General features: G+C 44.8%; 25 protein-coding genes. 18 read left to right on the forward strand and 7 right to left on the reverse strand.

All coding sequences use genetic code 11. The features are described 5' to 3' along the window. Nucleotides 1-144: 144 nt before the first annotated feature. From nusB to yajC, 3 genes are read left to right on the forward strand one after another with little or no spacing between them, the layout of a single operon-like run. Nucleotides 145-1,092 carry a transcription antitermination factor NusB gene (gene nusB, locus ACRD67_RS12905; RefSeq protein ID WP_430967570.1) on the forward strand — a complete coding sequence of 316 codons (948 nt, stop codon included), beginning with the start codon at nt 145-147 and terminating at the stop codon, nt 1,090-1,092. Nucleotides 1,093-1,135: 43 nt separating this feature from the next. Continuing rightward, the gene (locus tag ACRD67_RS12910) at nt 1,136-1,612 is read left to right on the forward strand and encodes a DUF1573 domain-containing protein (RefSeq protein WP_430967571.1); all 477 of its coding nucleotides are present in this window, start codon (nt 1,136-1,138) and stop codon (nt 1,610-1,612) included. Between the two features lie 4 nt (nt 1,613-1,616). Further along, nucleotides 1,617-1,904: a preprotein translocase subunit YajC gene (gene yajC, locus ACRD67_RS12915; protein ID WP_430967572.1), complete on the forward strand. Its 288-nt coding sequence runs from the start codon at nt 1,617-1,619 to the stop codon at nt 1,902-1,904. Nucleotides 1,905-1,977: 73 nt separating this feature from the next. On the opposite strand, the gene ACRD67_RS12920 is transcribed toward yajC, so the two are convergent. Then, nucleotides 1,978-2,571 (reverse strand): YdeI/OmpD-associated family protein, encoded by a 594-nt coding sequence (locus ACRD67_RS12920; RefSeq protein WP_430967574.1) that lies wholly within the window; start codon nt 2,569-2,571, stop codon nt 1,978-1,980. Then, complete coding sequence (gene pepT, locus ACRD67_RS12925; protein ID WP_430967576.1) at nt 2,568-3,800, reverse strand: peptidase T; 1,233 nt, start codon at nt 3,798-3,800, stop codon at nt 2,568-2,570. The genes ACRD67_RS12920 and pepT overlap by 4 nt, the downstream gene beginning before the upstream one ends. Before the next feature lie 102 nt (nt 3,801-3,902). Between pepT and ACRD67_RS12930 the strand changes: the two genes are divergently transcribed. The 5 genes from ACRD67_RS12930 to ACRD67_RS12950 all read left to right on the forward strand — a co-directional run bounded on the left by ACRD67_RS12930 (nt 3,903) and on the right by ACRD67_RS12950 (nt 10,522). Next, nucleotides 3,903-4,505 (forward strand): RNA polymerase sigma factor, encoded by a 603-nt coding sequence (locus ACRD67_RS12930; RefSeq protein WP_430967577.1) that lies wholly within the window; start codon nt 3,903-3,905, stop codon nt 4,503-4,505. An 89-nt stretch (nt 4,506-4,594) separates the two neighbouring features. Continuing rightward, entirely contained in the window at nt 4,595-5,599 is a 1,005-nt protein-coding gene (locus ACRD67_RS12935; protein ID WP_430967579.1) for a FecR family protein, read from the forward strand. Between the two features lie 384 nt (nt 5,600-5,983). Next, nucleotides 5,984-8,821, forward strand: a complete 2,838-nt coding sequence (locus ACRD67_RS12940) for a TonB-dependent receptor (RefSeq protein WP_430968043.1) — start codon at nt 5,984-5,986, stop codon at nt 8,819-8,821. A 141-nt stretch (nt 8,822-8,962) separates the two neighbouring features. Continuing rightward, nucleotides 8,963-9,391: a hypothetical protein gene (locus ACRD67_RS12945; RefSeq protein ID WP_430967580.1), complete on the forward strand. Its 429-nt coding sequence runs from the start codon at nt 8,963-8,965 to the stop codon at nt 9,389-9,391. An 87-nt stretch (nt 9,392-9,478) separates the two neighbouring features. Continuing rightward, nucleotides 9,479-10,522 (forward strand): quinone-dependent dihydroorotate dehydrogenase, encoded by a 1,044-nt coding sequence (locus ACRD67_RS12950; protein WP_430967582.1) that lies wholly within the window; start codon nt 9,479-9,481, stop codon nt 10,520-10,522. 13 nt (nt 10,523-10,535) lie between these two features. Here the strand turns inward: ACRD67_RS12950 and ACRD67_RS12955 are convergent, their stop codons facing one another. After that, nucleotides 10,536-10,958 carry a Dabb family protein gene (locus ACRD67_RS12955; RefSeq protein ID WP_430967584.1) on the reverse strand — a complete coding sequence of 141 codons (423 nt, stop codon included), beginning with the start codon at nt 10,956-10,958 and terminating at the stop codon, nt 10,536-10,538. A 143-nt stretch (nt 10,959-11,101) separates the two neighbouring features. Here ACRD67_RS12955 and ACRD67_RS12960 point away from each other — a divergent pair, with 143 nt between their 5' ends. From ACRD67_RS12960 to ACRD67_RS12985, 6 genes are all read left to right on the forward strand, one after another. Continuing rightward, entirely contained in the window at nt 11,102-11,968 is an 867-nt protein-coding gene (locus ACRD67_RS12960) for a hydroxymethylglutaryl-CoA lyase (protein WP_430967586.1), read from the forward strand. Between the two features lie 164 nt (nt 11,969-12,132). Further along, nucleotides 12,133-13,311 carry a hypothetical protein gene (locus ACRD67_RS12965; protein ID WP_430967587.1) on the forward strand — a complete coding sequence of 393 codons (1,179 nt, stop codon included), beginning with the start codon at nt 12,133-12,135 and terminating at the stop codon, nt 13,309-13,311. A 91-nt stretch (nt 13,312-13,402) separates the two neighbouring features. Continuing rightward, nucleotides 13,403-13,939, forward strand: a complete 537-nt coding sequence (locus ACRD67_RS12970) for an FMN-binding protein (RefSeq protein ID WP_430967589.1) — start codon at nt 13,403-13,405, stop codon at nt 13,937-13,939. Continuing rightward, nucleotides 13,939-14,448, forward strand: a complete 510-nt coding sequence (locus ACRD67_RS12975; protein WP_430967591.1) for a hypothetical protein — start codon at nt 13,939-13,941, stop codon at nt 14,446-14,448. Before ACRD67_RS12970 ends, ACRD67_RS12975 begins: the two co-directional genes overlap by 1 nt. A gap of 58 nt (nt 14,449-14,506) precedes the next feature. After that, the gene (gene guaB, locus ACRD67_RS12980) at nt 14,507-15,979 is read left to right on the forward strand and encodes an IMP dehydrogenase (RefSeq protein ID WP_430967592.1); all 1,473 of its coding nucleotides are present in this window, start codon (nt 14,507-14,509) and stop codon (nt 15,977-15,979) included. 112 nt (nt 15,980-16,091) lie between these two features. After that, the gene (locus ACRD67_RS12985) at nt 16,092-17,630 is read left to right on the forward strand and encodes a hypothetical protein (RefSeq protein WP_430967594.1); all 1,539 of its coding nucleotides are present in this window, start codon (nt 16,092-16,094) and stop codon (nt 17,628-17,630) included. 63 nt (nt 17,631-17,693) lie between these two features. On the opposite strand, the gene ACRD67_RS12990 is transcribed toward ACRD67_RS12985, so the two are convergent. Together ACRD67_RS12990 and lysA are read right to left on the reverse strand one after the other, a co-directional pair. Continuing rightward, nucleotides 17,694-18,224: a thioredoxin family protein gene (locus ACRD67_RS12990; RefSeq protein ID WP_430967595.1), complete on the reverse strand. Its 531-nt coding sequence runs from the start codon at nt 18,222-18,224 to the stop codon at nt 17,694-17,696. 64 nt (nt 18,225-18,288) lie between these two features. Next, the gene (gene lysA, locus ACRD67_RS12995) at nt 18,289-19,530 is read right to left on the reverse strand and encodes a diaminopimelate decarboxylase (protein ID WP_430967596.1); all 1,242 of its coding nucleotides are present in this window, start codon (nt 19,528-19,530) and stop codon (nt 18,289-18,291) included. A gap of 164 nt (nt 19,531-19,694) precedes the next feature. On the opposite strand from lysA, the gene ACRD67_RS13000 reads away from it, so the two are divergent. Both ACRD67_RS13000 and sucC read left to right on the forward strand, forming a co-directional pair. Next, nucleotides 19,695-20,333, forward strand: a complete 639-nt coding sequence (locus ACRD67_RS13000) for an LON peptidase substrate-binding domain-containing protein (protein WP_430967597.1) — start codon at nt 19,695-19,697, stop codon at nt 20,331-20,333. Between the two features lie 174 nt (nt 20,334-20,507). Then, the gene (gene sucC, locus ACRD67_RS13005; RefSeq protein WP_430967599.1) at nt 20,508-21,701 is read left to right on the forward strand and encodes an ADP-forming succinate--CoA ligase subunit beta; all 1,194 of its coding nucleotides are present in this window, start codon (nt 20,508-20,510) and stop codon (nt 21,699-21,701) included. Nucleotides 21,702-21,715: 14 nt separating this feature from the next. Here sucC and ACRD67_RS13010 read toward each other — a convergent pair whose 3' ends face one another. Further along, on the reverse strand, nt 21,716-22,084 hold the full coding sequence (locus ACRD67_RS13010) for a DUF1456 family protein (protein WP_430967600.1): 369 nt from the start codon (nt 22,082-22,084) through the stop codon (nt 21,716-21,718). A 139-nt stretch (nt 22,085-22,223) separates the two neighbouring features. Here ACRD67_RS13010 and ACRD67_RS13015 point away from each other — a divergent pair, with 139 nt between their 5' ends. Both ACRD67_RS13015 and ACRD67_RS13020 read left to right on the forward strand, forming a co-directional pair. After that, nucleotides 22,224-22,625, forward strand: a complete 402-nt coding sequence (locus tag ACRD67_RS13015; protein WP_430967601.1) for a TerB family tellurite resistance protein — start codon at nt 22,224-22,226, stop codon at nt 22,623-22,625. 134 nt (nt 22,626-22,759) lie between these two features. Then, entirely contained in the window at nt 22,760-23,185 is a 426-nt protein-coding gene (locus ACRD67_RS13020) for an Hsp20/alpha crystallin family protein (protein WP_430967602.1), read from the forward strand. Between the two features lie 108 nt (nt 23,186-23,293). Here ACRD67_RS13020 and uvrB read toward each other — a convergent pair whose 3' ends face one another. Next, nucleotides 23,294-25,282, reverse strand: coding sequence for an excinuclease ABC subunit UvrB (gene uvrB, locus ACRD67_RS13025; RefSeq protein ID WP_430967603.1), 1,989 nt, complete (start codon nt 25,280-25,282; stop codon nt 23,294-23,296). Nucleotides 25,283-25,346: the final 64 nt, after the last annotated feature.

Consider the following 25,346-nt stretch of genomic DNA (forward strand, 5'->3'; position numbering starts at 1 on the left):
GGCGGTCCTGTTTTAATGACGATTTAGCAAAGATATGGGATTGGGTTTAAATCAAATGTTATAAAAGTGATAAGATATAATTGAAAATAGATTACTATTTTTGCGGCATTAAGTTTAATATAACTAAACAGAAGTTCTTTAAAAATGCTTACAAGAAGGCATATTAGGGTAAAGGTGATGCAATGCATCTACGCACTGACCCAGTCGCAGGACGACGCCCTTGAAAAACAGGAAAAATTTTTGAAAGTAAGCATATCGAACATGTATTCCCTTTATCTGTTGATGTTGAGCTTATTGGCCGAGATTCATCTGATGGCCGAAAACCAACTTAAACTTTCCTCCAAAAAATACCTGGCTACACCGTCCGATGCTTATCCCAACAAGGAGAAATTTTTAAACAATAGATTGATGCTGCAAATAGCCAACAACAGTCTATTGGTGACAGAGCTATCGAAAAGGAAATTAAAGAATTGGTACCTGAACGAGGAGTATGTAAAAATAGTCTATAAGGAGATTGTTGCCAGCTCTGTTTATGAGGATTATATGTCCAGCGCCCAAAATGGTTATGAGCAAGACCGGCAGTTGCTAATCAACCTGTTCAAGGAAATTATTGCGCCCAACGAGAAGATATATGACTATTTCGAGGACGACAAATTGACCTGGGTAGATGATATTCCTATTGTGAACACCTTTATTTTAAAACAACTGAGAAAAGTAAAGGAAAATCAACACGAGTCTTTCTTTTTGCCACCATTGTTAAAGGATGAGGAGGATATGGATTTTGCCCGGAAATTACTCACCAAAACCTTGCTGAACAATGCAGAACTGGAAAAGGAAATAGAAGGGAAAACCCCCAATTGGGACAAGGACCGAATAGCGGATATTGACGCCATATTGCTTAAGATGGCCATATGTGAACTGCTCAACTTTTCCTCCATACCCGAAAAAGTTACCATTAATGAATACCTCGAGATTGCAAAGGAATATTCCACACCCAAGAGCAGTATCTTTATCAACGGTATTTTGGACAAACTGGTCAAGGAGTACAAAAGTGAAGGAAAACTTAAAAAAACAGGCAGGGGATTATTATAAAAAAATATTGCTAATTTTACACACGTATAAAAATTCAACAATCATGAAAAAAATATTTTTGACCTTAAGCTTAGCTGCCGCGGTCGCTTTTGTTTCCTGTAAGGACAAAGCATCGAACAAGATCAATGCGGCCAATGTTGAGGTAGCGGCAGAAAGGGACGAAGCTTCGAAAAACTTGCCCGTAATGAGTTTTGAAAAGGCGGAACACGATTTTGGGACCATCACACAAGGAACATCACAGGAAACTATTTTTAAGTTTACCAATACGGGGAATGCCCCTTTGATCATCACAGATGCCAAAAGCAGTTGTGGATGTACTGTACCCGAATATCCAAAGAACACCCCGGTAGCACCTGGGGATTCTGGAGAATTATTGGTGAGATTCAACGGTTCTGGCCAAAACCAGGTTACCAAGACCATTACGGTCAGCGCCAATACGGCCAAAGGCAAGGAGACCCTTCGAATTAAGGCATTTGTGAACCCAAAGACCGGCAATACCGTAGCCGGACCGGTAAAATAATACTATGTTAGAACAATATCCATTTCTTCCGCTTATTTTGATATTTGTGGTGGCCTATTTTTTTATGATACGCCCACAAATGAAACGTCAAAAGGATGAGAAGAAATTTTCAAAGGAGCTGAAAAAAGGAGATAAAATCGTTACCAAAAGTGGCATGTACGGAAAAATCGTGGATTTGAACGAAAAGGACTTTTCCTGTATCGTTGAGACCATGGCCGGCAGGATCAAATTTGATCGTTCAGCCATTTCTATGGAAATGAGCAAAAAACTCAACGCTCCGGAGAAAAAATAAACCCAATTGCATCGGATTAAAAAACGCCAACTTTCGGGTTGGCGTTTTTTTTGTGCTAGGGGTAGGCTTGGAGCTATGTTCTATAGGAGTCGTTTAATCCAATACCCTGAGCGATCATAGGGAGAATTTTTTCCAAACGCGATTTTTTGGTCTTTTCCTGCTTGGCCGTAGCGATGTGTTCGGAATACTCCTTCTGTTTGTAAGGGGTAAGTGCATCAAAGGCCATGCGCAGACTTTCTTTTTTGGCCAGGGCTTCCGCGAGCAGTGACGGAACTTCCACAGTGCTATTTCTAATCGGTTTAATGACCATTCCCTTCTTTTGGTTTGCAATGGCCTCCTTGATATAGGAAAGCACCACTATAGGATCTATATCGGCTACGGATTTGAACTTCCAGTGGCGCATGCCACGGGTCTTTCCTTCCTGGGCATTTTCCAAAACGCCTTTGGGGTCGTTCAAAAAGACACCATGGTAAAACCACAGCCCAAAATGGTGCTTAAAGGCCAAGATGCCCAGGACATTCTTATTGTTGATCGTATATACGGGCGCACCCCATTTGCACTGCTCCTCCAAATCAGTTTGCTTGGCCAGGTCCCTTAGGATCGCCATCCCCGCTTTAAAGGGCCCCTCTTTGGCAAAATACGTATCTACTTTTTCCGAGTTTTTCATCTTTGATACTTTTCTGCTGTAATTTCGCAAATTTTTATGATAACCTCAATTGCCTTTTGCATACTCTCTACCGGAACATACTCGTATTTTCCATGAAAATTATGTCCCCCGGCAAAAATATTGGGGCAGGGGAGGCCCATAAAACTCAATTGGGCGCCATCCGTACCACCACGTATCGGTTTTATAATGGGTTCAATACCTAGGGTTTCCATGGCCTGTTTGGCTATCTCCACAATATGGAATTGGGGAGCCACTTTTTCCTTCATATTGTAGTACTGGTCCTGGAGTTGTAGCTCCAGGCAGTGCCCGTGCAACTCGTTTAGTTCTTGTACAACATCCAACAACAGCTGCTTTCTTTCTTCAAAACGCGTCTTGTCGTGATCCCTAACGATCAGCTCCAGTTCGGCATGTTCAATAGTACCTTTTATCTCGTGCACATGAAAAAAACCTTCTCGGTCCGAAGTATGTTCCGGGCGCTCCTTTGGGGGAAGTCTGAACATGAATTCATTTAACACCCCAATCGCGTTGACCATTTTTCCCTTGGCATATCCTGGATGCACACTTTTGCCCTGAACAGTGAGCTTGGCCGCGGCCGCATTAAAATTTTCATACTCCAGCTCCCCAATTTGACTCCCATCCATGGTATAGGCCCATTCAGCTGCAAATTGTGCTACATTAAACTTATGTGCGCCGCGTCCTATTTCCTCATCGGGCGTAAATGCCACGCGAATGGTTCCGTGTTTTATTTCGGGATGTTGGATCAAATACTCCATGGCCGTCATGATTTCAGCAATGCCTGCCTTGTCATCGGCTCCCAACAAAGTGGTCCCATCCGTGGTTATGAGGGTATTGCCCTTGTACTGTAAGAGTTCTTCAAAATAGTCCGGGGATAGCAGCACATTCTTTTCCTGGTTCAGTACAATATCGGTACCGTCGTAATCCCTGATGATTTTTGGCCTTACATGGGTTCCTGTGAAGTCGGGTGTGGTATCAAAATGGGATATAAAGCCTATGGTCGGTACATTCTTGTCCACATTTCCCGGTAGGGTGGCCATAATATACGCGTGTTCATCTATGGTCACCTCTTCCATGCCAATCTGTTTTAATTCTGCTGCCAATTTGTTGGCCAGGTCCCATTGCTTGGCCGTACTAGGTGTAGTGTTGGAACGGGGGTCACTTTGGGTATCAATGGTCACATAACCAATAAATCGATCTATGATATGCTGCATGTATTGAGTTTTGCCCAAAAATACAATATAACACCAAAGTTTACACCGAGCATTTTCCCCTAAGAACTTTCAAAAAAACACCCTTAAGAATATTCCTTATATTTGGTAGTACAGAATCGTACAAAAACAACTACTATCCAACCGGAAAAAGTCATATGGCACCTTTTTATAGGCGGCGACCTCCATGCCTTCTCCACCTTGTTCAAGGGGTATTACGCTATGCTTCACAATTATGGCTATAAGATATCGGCAAACCTAAATCTTACCGAAGACTGCCTTCAGGACTTTTTTATCTATCTGTTCGAGAATCGAAGGAATTTGGGCGAGGTGCACAACATCAAAGCCTATTTGTTTGTTTCTTTCCGAAGGGCAATTTTTAAATCCTTAAAACGGGAACGGCGGTTTACGGATTTGGAGGGGACGCCCGAGGCATTGTCCAAGTTTGAGTTTTCCCCGGAGGAGATTGCCATGGAACAGGAGCTTGTCTCTGCCCGGAAAGAGGTCTTGGCCGAAATTCTCAACGGTCTTTCCAAAAGGGAACGGGAAGTGGTGTATTTAAAATATTACAGCGACCTTAAAACCAAGGAAATTTCTGAGGTCATGGGCATTTCATACCAAAGCGTCCTCAATACGCTTCAAAAAGCATTTGTAAAGCTCCGAAATTCGGTTGAAACCCAGGTGATCCGGCAAATACTTCAGCGGTAGTACGAATTTTTCAAAAAAACAGGGTATAAAACAGCGATTGATTCCTCTTTATCGATGAATGGCATTTTATATGCACCTAATTGTCACTGATGGACGAAGCTACCCAAGCATTTTTGGAAAAACTCTTAAGCGATTCCTCTTTTAGAAACTGGGCTAAAAACAGCAACGAGAACGATGTTGCCTTTTGGAATACCTGGATCAAGGATAATCCTGATAAAATTGATGTGGTCTATAATGCAAAGGACATTGTACTGGGTATTGCCTTCCAGCCGCATGGGGTAGACGAGACCCATATGAACAAAGAACTCGATGCGGTCCTGGGCCAAATTCAGAAAAGGGCACAAGCCAGAGACGGTAAACCGGTCATACAACTTTCCAAAACAGTAAAGAGGGTAGCCTCCTTAGCCGCAGTGGGCTTAATTTTGATGGTGGTTGCCTTAAATTTTTCGAGAACTTCGGATGAGATTGTTCATAAAACTGGTTTTGGGGAGGTCATCAATCTCAAATTGCCCGATGGCACTTCGGTGGTTCTAAACGGTAATTCGGAGATTCGATACGGCAAAAAGAACACACGTGACGTTACTTTGAAGGGGGAGGCCTATTTTAAGGTGAAGCCCCAAAACGAGACTCGAGCCAAATTCTGGGTCAATACCGAAGATCTTAGAGTAGAGGTATACGGTACACAATTCCATGTAAATACGAGAGATAGCAAGACCGATGTTACCTTGGATGAGGGCTCGATCAATCTCTTGCTCAAAAACGGTATTGCCAAGAAAATGTTACCCGGAGAATATGTCTCTTATTCCAACGTGGACAAGGTAGTACTCCATGAAGGTGCCGAAAAGCCCAATACCTATTTGTGGCGCGAAGGCACCTATGTCTTTAATAATATTAGCCTAAAGGAGGTCATGAAACATTTAGGGCATACCTATGGACTTCCTGCGGAATTTATGGATAAGACCCTTGAAGGGAAGACACTCACGGGAGGTATTCCCAATGAAAACCTTAAAATATGTTTGTCGGCAATCGAAAAGACGACGGGAACCCGAATTGTCCAACAGGACAATAAACTCATAATTTACAACGATCAATAACTAAAACTCAAGAACATGAAAGGAAAACAACGCTTTACAGTACTGCTGCTCCTGCTCCTATCCATAGGAATCACGGAAGCAAAGGCAGTAACCGAGTCGCGAAGTTTTGCGACCAGTAAAATGGTGGCGCTGACCGACTTCCTAGCGGAACTAAGTGAAAAACATGAAGTGTTTTTTACCTACAACCCGGGCCTGCTCTCCGGTACCCACCTAAACCCCGAGGAATACGAGTACAAGGTACTGGATAAGGTCATCAACAAACTGGAGAAAAGAACCAGCTTTGATTTTGAATACCTGGGCAATAAATATTATGTAGTATACCATAAGAAGGTCCCTAAACTGCAATTGGACAAGGTGAGCACGCTGGGCAGTCTGGACTATGTCATGGTCAATTCCATTTTTGAGCTTCAGCAGTCCATAAGCGGTGTAGTAACCGATGAGAACGGATCTCCACTTCCCGGCGCCACGGTGCTCGTAGTAGGAACAACCAACGGTACGACAACGGATTTTGATGGAAATTTCACGATTGACGCCCTTCAGGGAGACACTTTGGAGATTTCCTATATCGGATACGAGACCCAACGCGTGGTGGTAAGTGGTTCTACGGTGAACGTAAGAATGGTCTCTGGCCTGGAGCTATCCGAAGTAATCATCGTGGGCTCCCGTAATCCCAATAGAACAGCAACTGAAAGCACGGTGCCGGTCGATGTCATTGATGTGAAGGAATTGAACAATGTGGCACCACAGGTAAACCTAAACCAGATTTTGAATTATGTGGCTCCTTCCTTTACTTCCAATACACAGACCATTTCTGACGGTACGGATCATATAGATCCAGCCTCTTTGAGGGGCCTTGGTCCCGATCAGGTCTTGGTATTGATCAATGGAAAACGAAGGCATACCTCCTCACTGGTCAATGTGAATGGAACCTTTGGTAGGGGTAGTGTTGGTACCGATCTGAATTCCATTCCGGCAGCGGCCATACAACGTATTGAAGTACTACGTGATGGTGCGGCCGCTCAGTATGGCTCAGATGCCATTGCAGGTGTTATCAATATTGTTTTGAACAAAAGCGTAAACGAACTCAGTGCCACAGTGACCTCCGGTGCCAATTTCTCCAAGGAGGCCAATGGGCAAACAGGGGGTTCGGACGGGGAAACCACCAATGTGGCCGCCAGTTATGGCCTCCCACTAGGTGATAATGGAGGCTATCTTACCTTTGCGGGCGATTTTGATGTTCGCGAGGATTATAGCCGTATGTTCGAATGGGAAGGTGATGTTTACAATCTATACAATACCGTGGAAAGGGTAGCTAACGATTCCGGTTTTGACATTACCAATTTGTTGGATGACGATGTGGCCGATGTGATACAATTTGCCAATACCGCAGGAATCGACCTGGGCGGGGCAACCACCAAGGATGAACTACGTACCGTACTGTCCGTGGATAATACAACGGCCGAATTGGCTGCCAGGGGGCAACAACGAAGCGATTTTAATATGCGCGTGGGACAGTCGGCACTGCGGGGAGGCCGCCTGTTTGCCAACTTCTCCCTTCCGTTGGACGATAATGGCACGGAACTCTATTCCTTTGCGGGAATTAGCTCTCGAACCGGTAATTCTGCCGGATTTTATAGACTTCCAAACCAAAGCAGGACCTTTACCCCTGCCTTTATCAATGGTTTTTTGCCGGAAATCAACTCCAATATCAAGGACGAGTCGATCTCCGTTGGAATAAAGGGTATGATAGGCGACTGGAGCGTGGACTTTAGTAATACCTATGGACAGAACTCCTTTTTGTATACTATTGGAAACACCTTTAACGCCTCCTTGCAGAGTGCATCTCCCACTACCTTTGATGCTGGTGGCTTCTCGTTTTCCCAAAACACCTCCAATTTGGACATTACCCAATTTTTCGACGATGTCCTTTCTGGGTTGAACATCGCTTTTGGAGCGGAATACCGGGTGGAGAATTATGAAATCGTGGCCGGAGAGGAAGAATCCTATTCACAGTACACGGCCGAAGGGGAAGTAATCACATTATCCACACAACTGCCTTCCGAGGATTTCTTCGGAAATGCCAGGCCTGGGGGGTCCCAGGTTTTTCCTGGTTTCAGTCCGTCCAATGAACTGTCCAGAGGGCGAAGCAGTGTGGCCGGGTACTTTGACGTGGAGGCCGACTTTTCAGAGTCTTTTTTGGCGAGTTTTGCCACGAGATTTGAGAATTACAGCGATTTTGGATCCACAATCAACTTTAAATTGTCCACCAGGATAAAACTGTCCGATAATTTTAATCTTCGGGGCGCGGTCAATACCGGGTTTAGGGCACCGTCCTTGCATCAGATCAATTTTAATTCCACCTCTACCATATTTGATCAGGACGGCAACCCGCAAGAGGTTGGTACCTTTGCCAACGACAGTAGGGCAGCGCAGCTCTTGGGCATTCCCCAGTTAAAGGAGGAGACTTCACAAAGTGTTAGCTTGGGCTTTACCACAAAGATTCCCGATGCAAACCTGACCATTACGGTAGACGGGTACTTTGTAAAAATAGATGACAGAGTGGTCTTTACCGGCCAATTCAGTGGACCGGGAACGGGTACGGAATTGGACAATCTATTAAGGCAGGCCAATGCTTCCAGGGCCGCTTTCTTTGCCAATGCCATTGATACGGAGTCCAAAGGTTTGGACATCGTGGTAACGCACAAGGTAGATTTGGGTGACCAATGGCGGTTGAAGTCAGACCTGGCGGGGACCTTTTCCAAAACGCAACAGGTAGGGGACATCAATGCCTCCCAAGTGCTAAGGGATGCCGGATTGGTAGATACGTATTTTCCGGAAGACAGCAGGGTATATCTGGAAGAAGCCGTGCCAAGAACAAAGATAAATTTGACCAACAGCCTTACTTCGGATAAATTGGTTTTCTTTTTGAGGAATGTCTATTTCGGGGAGGTAACCGAGGCTACCACCAATGTGGATCGCCAACAGGTTTTTGGAACCAAATTGGTCACGGACCTATCCATTGGATACAAGGTCTTTGATGAGCTGAGGCTGACCATTGGGGCAAACAACTTATTTGACATCTTCCCCGATAGGGCGGCCCAAGAATTGGGAGATGGCGGTAACAACCGCAGCTCTGGCCGTTTTGATTGGTCGCGAAGATCTCAGCAATTTGGAATTGCGGGAAGATTTTTATTTGCTAGGTTAAATTTTACGCTCAAGTAGGCGTGAATGTAGTTTAAGTTAGTTTTTTGAAGGAAGCTGCCCATTTTTGGGCAGTTTTTTTGTTAAAAAAGAAGTGCAGCCCACATACTTTTTGATTGAAAACACTGTTTATATTAGTGGTATTTTTAAAGTATGCCAGCTATGCACCATAAAGTAGCCCTTAATAAACGATTTTATCTCCTTGCCCTTTTTGTGCTTTGTTGCGCTTGGGGAAATGCCCAGGATTGTACTTTGGATATTGGAGGAAAAAATAAGGAGACCATTCTCAAAGTATTTCAATTGAACGAAGAGCAGATAGGAAAAATGGAGGCCTGGAGGGGCGAACTTAAAATTAAGCGCCAACAGATAGAAGATAAAATGAAGGTGCTGCTCAACGATCACCCTCAAGAGACCCAGGAAGACCTTAACAAATTGGCCAAGAAGTTCGATATCCTAAAGGAGGAAGTGCTCGCCGTTTCCAAATCCTATGATAAGAAGCTGATTGCCATATTCAATGAAAGACAATACCAGCGATATGTTGCCCTTTGCAGAGAGGCAATACGTACGCCTATGGTGGTCCAGCCCGAATGATTTTTGGCTTTGATGCCATAAAATAATGATAGGTAGCACTGCTACTCGATTCGAGTTTGTATTTTTGCGCAAAGTTTTCTGCCATTCATGTATAAAATTCTAATTCGTCCGCTACTTTTCCTTCTTGACCCGGAAAAGGTGCACCACCTTTCTTTCTTCCTGATCAAATGTCTTTCCAAAGTGGGATTTGCCCCCATTTTTAGGTCCATGTACCAGCTAAACGATCCGCGTTTGCAGCGCGAGGTAGTCGGTTTAAAATTTGCGAACCCCGTGGGTTTGGCGGCCGGTTTTGACAAGGATGCAAAACTGTATAACGAACTCTCCAATTTTGGTTTTGGATTTGTGGAAATAGGGACCCTTACCCCAAAACCGCAAGAAGGGAACCCTAAGAAACGACTCTTCCGCCTTAAGGCCGATGAAGGCATCATCAATCGAATGGGATTTAACAACAAAGGAGTTTTTGATGCGGTGGAGCAGCTTAAAAAAAAGCACAGGGTGCTGATCGGGGGAAACATCGGAAAAAATAAGAGTACCCCAAACGATCAAGCCATCAAGGACTACCTTATTTGTTTTGATGCCCTTTTTGATCATGTGGACTATTTTGTGGTCAATGTAAGTTCGCCCAATACTCCTGGACTTAGGGAGCTTCAAGATAAGGAACCTCTTACCGCCTTGTTGAACGCACTTAAGCGCGAGAACAGTAAATATGCCGAAAAGGGGAAGGTAAAGGAGAAACCGATCCTATTGAAAATAGCACCCGATTTGGAGAATGTCCAGTTATTGGATATCATTAAAATAATTGAACGCACCAAAATAGACGGCGTTATTGCTACCAACACCACGATAACCCGCAAAGAGTTGAAATCAGACTGTACCCTTGTAGAGGAAAAGGGTGGCCTTAGCGGTAGACCGCTTAGCCAAAGAAGTACCGAGGTCATTCGTTTTTTAGCGGAGCGGAGCAACAAAGCCTTTGCGATCATTGGGGTGGGTGGAATCCATTCCGCAGATGACGCTCTCGAAAAGTTGGAAGCAGGAGCCGATTTGGTACAGCTTTGGACTGGGTTTGTCTATGAGGGGCCTGCTTTGGTCAAAAAGATCAACAAGGCCATTCTTCAGAAAACTGCAGTATAAAAGTAACCTTAGGCTAATGTGTCCAATAATCTACAACCAAGACATCTTCCAGATGAGGTTTTAAGAGGGCTCCAAAAGCCCGATGGTCGGGATGTGGAAGATAAATGGCTCGGTCCGCCTCACTTTTGAAGGTGAGGAAAAAACAATGGGTAAAACCCTTTTCAAGACCTTCCGGACTATTGTTCAGTCCCCATTCGTACCCTTGTATCTGTGGTATTTTGGTTGGCAGGGCCGTAAATGCCTTTTCTATTTCGGCTAATTTTTCCCCGGACGTACCGTCTTTAAACTTGAACAATACAACATGACGCAAAACGCTATCTTGCATAACAACGGTTTTTAGAATTGCTTCTTTTGATGCCCCATCCAGAGTATAGGACATCAGGCCCAAGGATACCATCAGGATCAGAGCGGTAAGTCCCAAGGAGAATGCTTTCATCTTTTTTTTGTCAAGATAGGAAAACAGATCCAGATTTGGGCCGGGTTTGCACTTTTGGTCCTAAATGCATCCCGATCTATGTTTTTTACTATGCCGTTATCTGATAAATAATGGTAATTTTGGGCTAGCATATACCACGGTCCATGCCCAAAGCTATCAAGATAATTGAATGTCCACGAGACGCCATGCAGGGAATTAAGGCGTTTATTCCCACAGAACGTAAAGTACTGTATATACAGTCCTTGTTGCAATGCGGTTTTGACACCATCGATTTTGGTAGCTTTGTATCCCCGAAGGCCATACCCCAAATGGTGGACACGGCCCGTGTGCTTTCGGAGTTGGACCTTACAGAAACACGGAGCAAATTATTGGCCATTGTTGCCAATGTAAGGGGAGCTGAGGACGCTTGTAAACATGAGGCCATAACCTATCTTGGGTATCCGTTTTCCATTTCCGAAAATTTCCAAATGAGGAACACCCATAAGACCATTGCCCAATCCGTCGATACCCTAAGGGAGATCCTAAACATAGCCGATACCGCCAATAAGGAAGTGGTCACCTATATTTCCATGGGTTTTGGCAATCCGTATGGCGACCCCTGGAACGTGGAAATTGTAGGGGAATGGACAGAGAAGCTTACGGCTATGGGCGTGAAGATCCTGTCGCTTTCCGATACCGTGGGTACGTCTACGCCCGAAGTAATCGATTATCTTTTTTCGAATTTGATACCGAAATATCCAGAAGTAGAGTTTGGCGCCCACTTGCATACCACGCCCACCAAATGGCATGAAAAGGTAGATGCCGCCTATAGGGCAGGGTGCCGTAGGTTTGATGGTGCCATTCAAGGTTTTGGTGGGTGTCCCATGGCCAAGGATGAACTTACCGGTAATATGCCCACAGAAAAAATGCTTTCCTATTTTACCTCGGCAAAAGTGGATACTCGAGTAAACGCCATGGTTTTTGAAGCCGCTTACAATAAAGCTACAGCGCTTTTCAGTGCCTATCATTGACCTTTGGCTTTCCTATTTTTCTCACTGATATCCCCGAAATGTTAAATCTTTAAATTTATTTAGATTTAATTTAAATAAATTTTTTTCTTTCCCTCCAAGCTGTATATTTGTCCCCTGCGAACAGTGCAATTTAAAATCAATCTAAATAAAGACAAGAGACGTTTATGAAACGAATTACCTTTTTGATGATGTCCCTATTTGCATCAATCATCACCGCGCAAACCGTACAGGACTCCATCACTTTTGATCCGCAAAAGCAGTTAAACGCGGCCCAGCGGATTTTATCCGGAAATTATGCCTCTGAGGTCATTGTGGGTGCCTACGGGGAAATGTTGTACAACCAACCGGAAGGCGATAATGGGGAGCTGGATGTGCAGCGTTTGGTATTGTTGTTCGGATATCGATTTAACGATCGTGCGCAGTTTTTCACTGAAATTGAATTGGAGCATGTGGAGGAAGTATTTGTTGAACAAGCCTTTGTAAACTACAACCTGGCCACCAACGTAAACATCAGGGGAGGACTCATGCTGGTGCCCATGGGAATTGTCAACGAATACCATGAACCTACTACCTTCAACGGTACGGAGCGCCCTGCAGTGGATAACGTCATCGTGCCCACCACCTGGCGAGAGCTTGGAATTGGTGTCAACGGGAGGTTCAATGATATATCCTTGGGATATCAAGCCTATATATTCAATGGTTTTAAATCGACCGAGGCCGACGGGGAAGGTGGAATTTCTGGTTTTTTACAAGGATCCAACGGATTGCGTGGGGGCAGACAGAAAGGAATTCAGTCTACCATTGACAGTCCTACCTTTTCTGCCAAATTGGACTACTACGGCATTCCCGGGCTACGTCTTGGCCTTTCCGGTTATTTTGGGGACACACAGGCCGCCGATGATATCGAGGAGACCGATGGGGCCAATATTGGGATTTCCATGGTAGGTTTGGATGCCAGATATGCCTATCAGAGGTTCACGGCCAGGGGGCAGTTCATTTATGCCTCCCTTTCCGATACGGAAGCCTATAATACCCTTACCGGTAGAGATTTGGGAAGTGCCGTTCAAGGCTGGTACCTCGAAGGGGCCTTTAACCTGCTTCCGCTTGGTAAACAACAGAAACTGTTTGCCTTTGCGCGCTACGAGGCCTATGACACCCATGCGGATACTGACGGTGCTTTAGCTCAGAACCCCGCTTATGACAGGACCGATATCACTACAGGCTTAACTTACCATATAGCTCCCGGAGTGGTTGTCAAAGGGGATTATCAGTTCAGGGATAACGACGATGACGCCAGTGATGTGCCCGATAGACTTAATTTTGGGATAGGCGTTTGGTTCTAGTTTCACTACGAGTTGGCCTTCATCTTGGGATTTTTTTATTAAATCCGGACAATTGTTATTAATATTAAGTCTAAATTAATACATTTGCAGCATGCATAACGGAAAACGGTTCAGCTCGGCCCTTTTAATGATTTCCCTACTCTTTTTTGGATTTGGATTACCCAAAAATGTCCAGAAGAAAGTAGAGAAGGAGGTGATTAAACTGTTCGAGGTGACCGATTTTTCCATGAATGCAATGGTTATCCCAGAGGCCCTTAATGCCAAATTGCCTACAAAGATTACCACAGACAATTTATACATCCTTTCCGAAGGCTCCGAGCAATTGGGGTATTTGTTCGTGGATCAGGCGCCAAGCAAGACCGCTAAATTTGACTACCTCGTGGTCTTTGATAAAGAGTTAAAGGTCATTCACTCAAAAGTGTTGATCTACCGGGAGGAATACGGAGGGGAGATTGGCAGCAAACGTTGGTTAAAGCAGTTTTTGGGCAAAACGGGCAAGGACAGGGTAAGTCATGAGACCAATATCGACGCCATTTCCGGAGCCACCATTTCAGTGCGTTCCATGACCAACTCTATGGACAATCTGCTTCAGACGATAGGAATCCTTCAGGAAAACGGTGTTTTCTAATGCACTATAATGGGCTTTTATCTACATTTCCAAAGGAAATAAAACTGTTTATAGGCGCTTTTGTCCTTATTCTTTCCGTGGGTTTCTATACCGGACTTTTGTTTGTAAATCAAACAAACGGCACCGCGCCGAGCGGGATAGAGGAAAATTACCTGGGAAATGAAGAGGACGAAAACGCTACCGTGATGAAGTTTCGCAAGAGCGAACGTGAGATGCTTACCATAGTACACACCCACATCCTTTCCATGGCCTTTATTTTTTTTCTGCTAGGAGGTATCCTGTGGTTGGCCAAACTGCCTAAAAGCCTTAAGTTGTTCCTGACCATTGAGCCTTTTGTATCGGTCGTCCTAACTTTCGGGGGCATCTATTTTCTATGGATCGGGATGCTCTGGATGAAATATGTGGTCATCTTTTCAGGAATCTTGATGACCCTTAGTTTTGCGGTTTCCTCCATCCTCATTCTCTATCAATTGATGGTGAGGGATACTTCCGGCCAATTAAGAAAGTGAGGATAGTGCAAATGCCTTAAAATGTAGTATATTTGCACGCAATTAATCCTTAATTGCCATGGAAGCTCACCTTACAAAGATTCTCGGAGAAGGTCTCACCTATGACGACGTACTCCTGGTCCCTGCCTATTCCGAAGTACTGCCGCGCGAAGTAAACATTCAGACCAAGTTCACCCGAAACATTTCGATCAACATTCCTATCGTATCCGCTGCTATGGATACGGTTACCGAGTCAAAGATGGCCATTGCCATGGCCCGCGAGGGGGGTATCGGCGTATTGCACAAAAACATGACCACGGAACAACAGGCCATGAAAGTGCGTAAGGTGAAGCGAGCAGAAAGCGGTATGATCATGGACCCCGTGACCTTGCCTATGGATTCCTTGGTCCGGGACGCCAAAGCGAACATGAAGGAATATAGTATTGGCGGTATTCCCATTGTAGATGCTTCTGACAAGTTGATCGGAATCGTTACCAATAGGGATTTGCGATTTGAAAAAAATAATGACCGGCCCTTAGCGGAGGTGATGACCTCCAAAAATTTGGTCACCGTAGGAGTGGGAACTTCGCTCGAAGAGGCAGAGGACATTTTGCAGGAGAACAAAATCGAAAAATTACCAGTGGTCAACGACGAAAACAAATTGGTGGGCCTGATTACCTTTAGGGATATCACCAAATTGACACAGAAACCCATTGCCAACAAGGATAAATACGGACGTTTACGTGTTGCCGCGGCCATTGGGGTCACCCCTGATGCCGTAGACCGGGCAGCGGCCTTGGTGAATGCTGCAGTGGATGCTGTAGTGATAGATACGGCCCATGGCCATACCAAGGGCGTAGTGGCCGTTTTAAAAGCGGTAAAAAAGAAGTTTCCGGAATTGGAAGTCGTTGTGGGCAATATTGCCACCGGAGAAGCGGCTAAGTACCTCGTAGAGGCTGGTGCTGATGCGGTTAAGGTGGGAATCGGGCCGGGATCTATCTGTACCACCCGGGTCGTGGCCGGGGTTGGTTTTCCCCAATTCTCAGCTGTGCTGGAGGTAGCCGCGGCTATTAAGGGCAGTGGTGTTCCTGTCATCGCCGATGGTGGTATCCGGTACACCGGGGATATTCCCAAGGCCATAGCGGCCGGGGCAGATTCCGTTATGTTGGGGTCCTTGCTAGCTGGGACCAAGGAGTCGCCTGGGGAGACCATTATTTATGAAGGGCGGAAGTTTAAATCGTACCGGGGCATGGGCTCTGTGGAAGCCATGAAGGAAGGTAGTAAGGACAGATACTTCCAGGATGTGGAGGACGATATCAAAAAACTGGTGCCCGAGGGTATTGTGGGCCGTGTGCCCTATAAGGGTGACCTGTTCGAGAGCATACATCAATTTATTGGGGGTATACGGGCCGGAATGGGCTATTGTGGCGCCAAGGACATCGACAGCCTAAAGACTACAGGGAAGTTCGTTAAAATTACGGCAAGTGGTATCAATGAAAGTCACCCGCACGACGTGACCATTACCAAGGAATCTCCTAACTACAGCAGGTAAGAATACTTTTACCGCAAAAAACGGTTTTTCGCCCGTTTGTTTTTTAGTCACGCAAGAAATGATTTATTTGTCCTGGATTAATAATTTGTTTCTCAAATCTTACAAGACCACTATGAAAAAACTACTTTATTGCTTAACGCTGACTGTCCTTTTTTTAAGTTGTTCCAGTGATGGTACAGATACGCCTACACCCGAACCTGGTGGGACTGACGAGACCGCCCCTGAGATTTCGATATCGGTTCCCGAACTTATCGAAGTCCAGACCGATATTGATGTAAGTATAACGGATGAAGCCGATATAACCGTCAAAATCTTTGTGGACAGCGAGGAAGTTTTCAGCGGTGAAGCCAAAGATTTTGTCTATACCTTAGACCCTTTCGAATTTACCACCGGTAATAAAACCTTGGAAGTAAGGGCTACGGACACCAGTGGCAATGAAGGGAATGTCAGCGCTTCCTTTGAGTTAAAGAAACTTTTGGTAAGGATTCCAAGCCCTTTAAAGGATTTTTTTCCGGCTACCACGGATGCTTATCTGGCCATTAATGATAGCAGTGGTGCTTTGGTGATGTATAGAAAGGTGGAGACCAACGATGATGGCGTTTTTTATGCGGATGATACTTTTGAACGACAGAATTTTACCTTAACGCGATATAGGATTGGAAAGGCCTCAGTGAGTTTTCAGGATTTAGACTCTTTTGGGGATATCGAACCGGGGACTACGGTACTTTCGGAAACCCAAGAAGCTGATGTTTTCAATACGGATTCCCCTTTATTACCGCGAGATGAATCCTTGGAGATTACGATTAATACCAATGTTTTTGCGGATGGGGGAAGCTACAGCCACGCTCTTTTTACAAACGTATCACCAGTTAATGGCTACACATTGCAATATGCGACCAGTGTTACGCCCAATTTTCTAACAACACTGACCCCTTCGACAGGCGCTGATCCATTGTCATATGCCTATTTATTTATAACTGATTTGAATAAGTTGGTATACGAAGAGGACGATTTTGCTTCTCCAAGCACTTTTGCTACGATTGGAATTCCACAAGGGGAGTCATATTCCCTAAACATGTACGGATATAGTGATGAGGCAGCATACCAAGCATATGAATATAGCGAGGTGTATAGGTCTTCACAAAGTTTGGCTGGTATTAATATAACCATCCCCGTACTGCCCGAATTTGATGTTTACCAAAGACGTCTGTCCCTGGAACTTGGCAATGGAAAAAGGTTAGAACTTAGACAAAAAGGTATTGAAAGCAATTTTTCGATACCGAATCTTGATATTTCCAGGATGGGAGAGTCCTTAACTTTAGACGGCGATATTGATTATATAATGCAAAATCTTTTCATAGTTGACGGATCGGGTGCAACGCGAAATTCGTTTGTTTGGGATTTCTATAATAAGCCCTCCGGCACAATCAACATTCCCTACTTTGGAAACTTTGTCTTTCCGCAGGAGGTAGAAATGGAATTGTCGGTAAAATCAATTGAAACGGATCCTGAACTGGTCGACCCGCTTTTTTTCAGTAGTACGGTGTACAAATTCGAATCGGATATAAATTACCTCGATGTCATTTTCACTCCTGGATTTTTTAAAAACGAGGCTGGTGATATGTCAAGCCTTCGACTGGACTTGGAATAAAAATAGAGGCGTACAACTTGGGGCTGATAATCATTTCCCTAAAAACTAAGGTTTAAAGAATACTTATTTGCTCTCCCCATCATAGGTTTTCCAATCCTTTTCCTTGTAGATATTGTCGCCAAAGTATTTGGCTATTTTTAAAAAGGGATCGGGTTTTTGGTAGCCCGGGACAGGAGACAGCATTTGTTGCTTTTCGTCCAAAAAGATAACAGTGGGATAGCTCATTCGCCCTTGCATCAGGGCCGCGGCGAATTCGTGATAACCCCTTCTTCCCGAAGGAACAAACTTAAAGGTCTTTCCCCGGTACTCTATGGGTTCTTTTCCTTCCCCGTCCAGCTTGACCATATAGAAGTTTTGGGACATATAGGCGGCTACCTCTGCGTTTTGAAAGGTATCCTTATCCATTTTCTTGCACCAACCGCACCAATCGGTGTACACATCGATAAAGATTTTTTTGGGATTTGCATCGCTTTCTGCCTTGGCTACGGCCTCTTCCCAGCTCAGCCATTCTACCTGCTGCGCATTGGTGGCCATGGCCGTAAGGCCCATAAGGAAAAACAAAAAGAATTTGGGTGAAATGGATTTGCTACGCATGGCTAAGTTTTTACGAACTATTTAGTCCAATAACTGTACCAAAACTAACGAAAATTCTGCAGCTTTATTTTACCGATACCTTTTCCCTTGCCGGAACGAACAGATCTTTAACATCGACCTGGTTCTTGATGAGGTCGTCAAAAGTCTCCCGTTCCCGGATCAGTACCGCCTTGCCCTTGTGCCATAAGACCTCGGCGGGCCTATACCTGGAGTTGTAGTTACTGGCCATGGTAAAACAGTAGGCCCCGGCGTTTTTAAAGCAAAGAATATCACCCTCGGAAATCTCGTTGATGCGGCGATTATTGCCAAAGGTATCCGTCTCGCAAATATATCCTACGACCGAGTAATAACGTTCCCGGCCATGGGGATTGGATATGTTTACAATGTGATGGGAAGCCCCGTACAACATAGGCCTGATAAAATGGTTAAAACCAGAATCAACACTGGCAAATACCGTTGAGGTGGTCTGTTTTACCACATTAACACGAGCCAGAAACACCCCAGCCTCGCTCACCAAAAATTTGCCCGGTTCAAAGGCCAAAGTAAGTTCCCGTCCATATTCCTTACAAAAAGCATTGAAACGCGTGGTCAATTTTTTGCCCAGCTCCTCGATATTGGTCTCAATATCCCCTTCCCTGTAGGGTACTTTAAAACCACTTCCAAAATCGATAAAATCCAGGCCTTTAAAGTTTTTTGCCGTCTCAAAGAGAATTTCGGAGGCATATAGGAAGACATCAATATCCAGAATATCACTTCCAGTATGCATATGTATGCCGTTAATATTCATTTTGGTCAGTTCCACAATCCGCAACAAGTGTGGGATTTGGTGGATGCTAATGCCGAACTTGGAATCAATATGCCCTACAGATATATTGGAGTTACCACCGGCCATAACATGTGGGTTGATTCGGATACACACGGGAATGTCCGGGTGTTTGCTCCCGAACTGCTCTAACACCGAGAGGTTGTCTATGTTGATCCGCACGCCTAGGGCAGCGGCCTCCTCAATTTCTTCCAAAGAGACCCCATTGGGCGTAAAGATGATGTCTTCAGGACTAAAACCAGCCAGCAGGCCCAACTTTACCTCTTGGATGGAAACGGTGTCCAGTCCGCTGCCCAAGCTGTTCATCAGTCGCAGGATGGTAATATTGGATAGGGCCTTGGCCGCGTAATTCAATTTTAGCTTTTGAACACCTTTGAAGGCATTGGTTAGCCTATCGAATTGAGTTACAATCTTTTCCGAGTCGTATACATAGACCGGGTTTCCATATGTTTTTGCAATGTTCAATAGATCGGAATGCTTCATGTAAGCGGGTATTTTAGGCAAATCTAGGCTACTTGTAGGTCCTGGACAAAAAAAAGGAGCTATGTATAAAAAATACAACAAATTGTTGTAAATAAAACAAAAGCTTCACTTGGAACGATTTGCCCCGATGGATTCCGTATTGTATTTTTAGGTAAAATTGCTTTATGAAAATTCCCTTGTTTCCGTTACAATCCGTTTTCTTTCCAGGGGAAAGGATACCGCTACATATTTTTGAAGAGCGTTACAAGCAACTGATCCACGATTGCCGAGAAGAGGCCATTGCCTTTGGTATCCCTGTATATATAGAGGGTACCCTGGCCTATGGCACGGAGATGAAATTGGAGGAGATCATGAACACCTATGACAATGGTGAAATGGATGTGATCTGCACGGCAAAAAGGGTGTTTAAGGTGTTGACATTTGACAATCAGATGGGCGAAAAACTGTATGCCGGAGGTATTGTTGAATTTTTGGATAACGAAGACGATGGTACAAATGCACAAAGGGAAACCGTTCTAAGCCTTATTGAAGAGCTCTATGCGCTTATGAACGTTCCGTTCTCAGCAGTTTCCTTCCCCACGTTCAATAGTTATACCCTAGTACACAAAATTGGACTCTCCATCGTCCAAGAGCACGAGTTACTGCAGATGACCCATGAAAGTGAGCGACTATCTTATCTAAGGGCGCACCTAAAAACCACCATTTCGGTGCTACAGGAGGTGAATAGAACCAAGAAAATCATTGACATGAACGGTCATTTCCGAAATTTTGACCCGCTCGATTTTGAAGATTTTAAGTTATAGGATCAAAACCACGGCAAAAGTTCCGCCGATTCGGATCGTATTTTTGAGGTACCCACTTCAATTTTTACCGTATGAAATGAACCGTTCCGCAGCTCGGTTTTCCGTGCGATAATTATTAGCGTAGGTCCCATGGGTTTCCTATTTTTGCTATCGAACTAAAATGCACCGTATATTATGAATCTTCACGAATACCAAGGAAAGGAAATTTTAGCAAGCTTTGGCGTACGGATCCAAAGGGGCGTCGTGGCCCATAATGCAAAAGAGGCGGTAGATGCCGCCAAACAGCTCACCCGGGAAACAGGAACTTCGTGGCATGTGATCAAAGCCCAGGTACACGCGGGAGGACGCGGTAAGGGAGGAGGGGTTAAGCTTGCCAAAAATTTAAAGGAGGTCGAGGAGATTGCGGGAAACATCATCGGAATGAACTTAATTACACCGCAAACATCGGCCGAAGGAAAAAAAGTACACCAGGTGCTGGTGGCCGAGGATGTGTATTACCCAGGTGATAGTGAGACCAATGAATTTTATATGTCCGTGTTATTGAACAGGGGTACCGGGAGGAATATGATCATGTATTCCACCGAAGGGGGTATGGATATTGAACAGGTGGCCGAGGACACTCCCCATCTAATTTTTACCGAAGAAATAAATCCGGCGACCGGACTGTTGCCTTTTCAAGCAAGACGTATCGCGTTTAATCTTGGACTGTCGGGCATGGCATTCAAGGAAATGACCAAATTTGTCTCTGCCCTATATCGCGCCTATGCGCAGAGCGATGCCAGCCTTTTTGAAATCAACCCTGTACTGAAAACATCCGATGATAAAATCATGGCGGTGGATGCCAAAGTATCCATTGATGACAACGCCCTGTACCGCAGAAAACTATACGCTGAAATGCGCGATTTAAGGGAGGAGAACCCGATAGAGGTAGAGGCTAGGGCAGTTGGATTAAATTATGTGGATTTGGATGGCAATGTTGGCTGCATGGTCAACGGGGCCGGTCTGGCCATGGCTACCATGGACCTTATAAAAATGGCAGGGGGAGAACCCGCCAACTTTTTGGATGTAGGGGGTACGGCCGATGCCAAAAGGGTAGAGGAGGCGTTTAGAATCATCTTAAAGGACCCAGCGGTAAAGGCAATCCTGATCAACATCTTTGGAGGAATCGTGCGTTGTGATCGTGTGGCGCAAGGCGTGGTGGACGCCTATAAGAACATGGGCGATGCCATTAAGGTACCCATAATCGTTAGGCTACAGGGTACCAATGCGGAACTGGCCAAGGAAATCATAGACAACTCCGGCCTGGCCGTCCATTCGGCTGTGCAGTTCCAGGAAGCTGCAGACAAGGTAAAGGCGGTTCTGAACTAAAAAACATACTGGTTTCAAGGCTTTTTCTTGTTTTTGTATTTGACATAGCTAATATCCGGTGATGTCGGTTTTATCCGTTTTGGCTTAAATTTGGCCTTGACCGGCGCAGCTGTTTTCACCTCCTTTTTACTCCTGCTCAGTACTTCCCCGGGAAGTTTGGGATACTCTTTGGTACCTCTGAGATGTATTACCAATCCGTTTAGAAAATTACGCAATATCTGGTCTCCGCAGTCCATGTAGTTCGGATGGTCTTCCTTTCTGAAAAAAGCACTGATTTCACTTTTGGATACCTTGAAGTCTACCAATTTCAGAATTTCTATAATTTCATCGTCCCGAAGCATCAGGGCCACGCGGAGTTTTTTAAAAATATCGTTGTTGTTCATCTGTCCTTTTTTGGCAAATTAGTACAAATAAATGTTGATGCCCCCATTTAAACCGTATTTTATCGGTTTTTATACGAAATCCGGGCTTTTAGAGTTATCTTATTATAATTGAGGAAGTTAACATTTAATTTTCCCGCGTATGAGCTCCTATAAGGAAAAGCTGAGTATTCTGGCCGAAATGATTGCCTTTGCCAGGGTAGACAATGTAGTGAAAGATGTAGAGTACAATTTCCTGTTGGGGGTGGCCACGCTCCTGAAGGTAGACAAGGAAACCTTTGATTCCCTTTTCAATACAGAAGTGCAAAAAATGATTCCCAAGTCCCAGGCAGAAAGGATCCTACAGTTCCATAGACTTGTCCTACTCATGAACGTTGACCAAGAGGAACATCAGCTCGAGGTTAGTAGATTGCACAATATTGGGCTGGGTATGGGCCTGCCCCCTTCGGCCATTGAACAGGTGCTGTCCATTATGCACAAATACCCGAACAAGGTGGTGCCACCTAATGTACTGATTAATATCTTTAAGGCGCATTACAACTAAAACCCTTCTGACAGATTATAAAAATGACAGTATGTCATTATTTAATCTTAAATATATGTCAAACTGACATATAATCGAACCTGGTACATGATTTGACTGTACAGCTGTGAAGTTGATAATCAAAACATAGTATTATGAGTTTAGTAAAAAGACATAAAGTATTGTTCCCAAGTTTAATGGACGAAATTTTTAAGCCCGATTGGTTTGGCGGTATGGAGTCGCACAACAGGTATTCCCCTGCCGTGAACATTCGGGAAAACGAAAAGGACTTTGTATTGGAACTGGTCGCGCCAGGAAGAAAGAAGGCCGATTTTAATGTTGAGATCGATGACCACCTACTAACGGTTTCGGTCGAGAACAGCTCGGAAAGTACCACTACAGAGGATAATTACACAAGAAAGGAGTTTGTTTTGACTTCTTTCAAAAGGGCTTTTAGCCTTCCGGAAACGATTGATGAGACAAAAATCAACGCTTCCTATGAAGACGGGGTATTGCGGTTTACACTTCCCAAGCGGGAAGAAGCATTGCCCAAGCCCAAGCGATTGATTGATATTGCATAAAAAAAACAAAGAAATTATGTAGTCCCTAACGGGTTTTTCATAATGGTTGGTTTAGTTGGTTAGTTAGGGAGCGCCTTGTAGGACATTGTCCAGATCAAGGCGCTTTTTTTAATCCTGGTCCTGCAGGATCTTAATTTCGTCCCTCAGTTTTGCGGCCTGCATAAAATCAAGGTCTTTTGCCGCTTTTTCCATGGCCTTTCTTTTGTCCCTGATTAATTTTTCCCGTTGCTCCTTGGTCATGTATTCAGGGTCCGGTTCGGCCGCGCGCATGGTTTCCTTTTCGAAATGATAGGTAGAGACGGAATTTTTGGCCAAGGCACTGTCCAGACTTTTTACCAGGGCTTTGGGTATGATGTTATGCTCCAAATTATAAGCCATTTGTTTTTCCCTGCGATAATTGGTCTCGTCCATGGTTTTTTGCATGCTTTCGGTAATCTTGTCGGCATACATGATTGCCCTTCCGTTGAGGTTTCTGGCAGCCCTTCCCACCGTCTGCGTCAGGGAACGGTTGCTTCTTAAAAAACCCTCCTTGTCGGCATCCAGGATGGCTACCAAGGACACCTCGGGCAGATCGAGCCCTTCCCGCAGTAGGTTCACTCCGATCAGGACATCAAAAATGCCCTTTCTCAAATCCTGCATAATCTCCACCCGTTCCAAGGTATCCACATCGCTATGGATATAGCGACAGCGTACATTGATTCGGGCAAGGTATTTGGCCAGTTCTTCGGCCATTCGTTTCGTTAGGGTGGTAACGAGGACCCGTTCATCCTTTTCCACTCGTTGTTGAATTTCCTCTACAAGATCGTCTATTTGGTTAAGGCTTGGTCGTACCTCAATCTCCGGGTCCAACAAACCGGTTGGCCGGATGACCTGTTCCACATATACGCCCTGGCTCAATTGCAGTTCATAGTCGGCAGGGGTGGCACTGACATAGATAACCTGGTTCTGCAAGGCCTCAAATTCCTCAAACTTTAGTGGCCTATTGTCCAGTGCTGCCGGCAAGCGAAAGCCAAATTCGACCAAATTTTCCTTACGGGAACGGTCACCTCCATACATAGCGTGAACCTGTGGAATGGTGACATGACTTTCATCAATGATCATTAGATAATCGTCCGGAAAATAGTCCAATAGGCAAAAAGGCCTGGTCCCCGCTTCCCTTCCATCCAAGTATCTGGAGTAATTCTCGATACCGGAGCAATACCCCAGTTCCCGGATCATTTCCAGGTCAAAATTGGTGCGTTCTTCCAAACGCTTCGCCTCCAAAGGCTTGGCTATATCCTTAAAATAGGCCACCTGATCTACCAGATCGTCCTGAATCTGATGAATGGCGTTTTGCAGGATATCTGGGGAGGTCACGAACATATTTGCCGGATAAATATTGAGGTTGTCGTAAACTTCCAGGATTTTGTTCTTGAAAGGGTCAAAGGCCTCTATTTCCTCTATCTCGTCCCCGAAAAAGTGAATTTTAAAGGCATGGTCCGCATAGCTAGGGAATACATCCACCACATCGCCCATAACCCGAAAATTACCGTTCCTAAAATCCGCCGTGGTCCTGGAATATAGGCTTTGTACCAACTGATGTAAAAATTTGGTGCGCGAGATGACCTGGTCCTTACGGATGGAAATCACGTTTTTCTGGAATTCTACCGGATTCCCGATACCGTACAAGCAGGATACGGAAGCCACCACGAGTACATCCCTACGACCAGAAAGCAAGGACGATGTAGTACTCAGGCGCAATTTTTCTATATCCTCGTTGATCGAAAGGTCTTTTTCAATATAGGTGCCCGAGGTGGGCAGATAGGCCTCGGGTTGGTAGTAGTCGTAATAGGATACAAAATATTCCACCGCATTGTCCGGGAAAAACTGCTTGAATTCCGAATAGAGCTGAGCCGCCAACGTCTTGTTATGGGCCAGTACCAAAGTAGGGCGCTGCACGGTTTCCACCACATTGGCCACCGTGAACGTCTTTCCCGAACCGGTAACTCCCAAGAGGGTCTGGTACCGTTCATCCGTTTCAATTCCTTCTACCAATTGATCAATGGCCTGGGGCTGATCCCCGGTAGGCCTAAATTCCGAAACAACCTTGAATTTCACGCTTTTACCTTTTAAATCCCGATTTTTACAATAGCCGTAAAATTACAAAACGATAAAGGTTTTA

It is taken from the genome of Eudoraea algarum (assembly GCF_050589645.1).
GTDB lineage: Bacteria > Bacteroidota > Bacteroidia > Flavobacteriales > Flavobacteriaceae > JBNGOQ01.

What these genes read in the sequence shown, in the direction of transcription:
- ACRD67_RS12955 (WP_430967584.1), bottom strand. Translation starts at nt 10,958, where the DNA reads ATGAAAGCATTCTCCTTGGGACTTACCGCTCTGATCCTGATGGTATCC.
- ACRD67_RS12920 (WP_430967574.1), bottom strand. Translation starts at nt 2,571, where the DNA reads ATGAAAAACTCGGAAAAAGTAGATACGTATTTTGCCAAAGAGGGGCCC.
- ACRD67_RS13015 (WP_430967601.1), top strand. Translation starts at nt 22,224, where the DNA reads ATGAGCTCCTATAAGGAAAAGCTGAGTATTCTGGCCGAAATGATTGCC.
- pepT (WP_430967576.1), bottom strand. Translation starts at nt 3,800, where the DNA reads ATGCAGCATATCATAGATCGATTTATTGGTTATGTGACCATTGATACC.
- ACRD67_RS13020 (WP_430967602.1), top strand. Translation starts at nt 22,760, where the DNA reads ATGAGTTTAGTAAAAAGACATAAAGTATTGTTCCCAAGTTTAATGGAC.
- ACRD67_RS12940 (WP_430968043.1), top strand. Translation starts at nt 5,984, where the DNA reads ATGGTCAATTCCATTTTTGAGCTTCAGCAGTCCATAAGCGGTGTAGTA.
- ACRD67_RS12960 (WP_430967586.1), top strand. Translation starts at nt 11,102, where the DNA reads ATGCCCAAAGCTATCAAGATAATTGAATGTCCACGAGACGCCATGCAG.
- ACRD67_RS13000 (WP_430967597.1), top strand. Translation starts at nt 19,695, where the DNA reads ATGAAAATTCCCTTGTTTCCGTTACAATCCGTTTTCTTTCCAGGGGAA.
- ACRD67_RS12945 (WP_430967580.1), top strand. Translation starts at nt 8,963, where the DNA reads ATGCACCATAAAGTAGCCCTTAATAAACGATTTTATCTCCTTGCCCTT.
- ACRD67_RS12975 (WP_430967591.1), top strand. Translation starts at nt 13,939, where the DNA reads ATGCACTATAATGGGCTTTTATCTACATTTCCAAAGGAAATAAAACTG.
- ACRD67_RS12950 (WP_430967582.1), top strand. Translation starts at nt 9,479, where the DNA reads ATGTATAAAATTCTAATTCGTCCGCTACTTTTCCTTCTTGACCCGGAA.
- ACRD67_RS12935 (WP_430967579.1), top strand. Translation starts at nt 4,595, where the DNA reads ATGGACGAAGCTACCCAAGCATTTTTGGAAAAACTCTTAAGCGATTCC.
- nusB (WP_430967570.1), top strand. Translation starts at nt 145, where the DNA reads ATGCTTACAAGAAGGCATATTAGGGTAAAGGTGATGCAATGCATCTAC.
- ACRD67_RS12990 (WP_430967595.1), bottom strand. Translation starts at nt 18,224, where the DNA reads ATGCGTAGCAAATCCATTTCACCCAAATTCTTTTTGTTTTTCCTTATG.
- lysA (WP_430967596.1), bottom strand. Translation starts at nt 19,530, where the DNA reads ATGAAGCATTCCGATCTATTGAACATTGCAAAAACATATGGAAACCCG.
- ACRD67_RS12985 (WP_430967594.1), top strand. Translation starts at nt 16,092, where the DNA reads ATGAAAAAACTACTTTATTGCTTAACGCTGACTGTCCTTTTTTTAAGT.
- guaB (WP_430967592.1), top strand. Translation starts at nt 14,507, where the DNA reads ATGGAAGCTCACCTTACAAAGATTCTCGGAGAAGGTCTCACCTATGAC.
- ACRD67_RS12965 (WP_430967587.1), top strand. Translation starts at nt 12,133, where the DNA reads ATGAAACGAATTACCTTTTTGATGATGTCCCTATTTGCATCAATCATC.
- yajC (WP_430967572.1), top strand. Translation starts at nt 1,617, where the DNA reads ATGTTAGAACAATATCCATTTCTTCCGCTTATTTTGATATTTGTGGTG.
- ACRD67_RS12970 (WP_430967589.1), top strand. Translation starts at nt 13,403, where the DNA reads ATGCATAACGGAAAACGGTTCAGCTCGGCCCTTTTAATGATTTCCCTA.
- sucC (WP_430967599.1), top strand. Translation starts at nt 20,508, where the DNA reads ATGAATCTTCACGAATACCAAGGAAAGGAAATTTTAGCAAGCTTTGGC.
- ACRD67_RS13010 (WP_430967600.1), bottom strand. Translation starts at nt 22,084, where the DNA reads ATGAACAACAACGATATTTTTAAAAAACTCCGCGTGGCCCTGATGCTT.
- ACRD67_RS12910 (WP_430967571.1), top strand. Translation starts at nt 1,136, where the DNA reads ATGAAAAAAATATTTTTGACCTTAAGCTTAGCTGCCGCGGTCGCTTTT.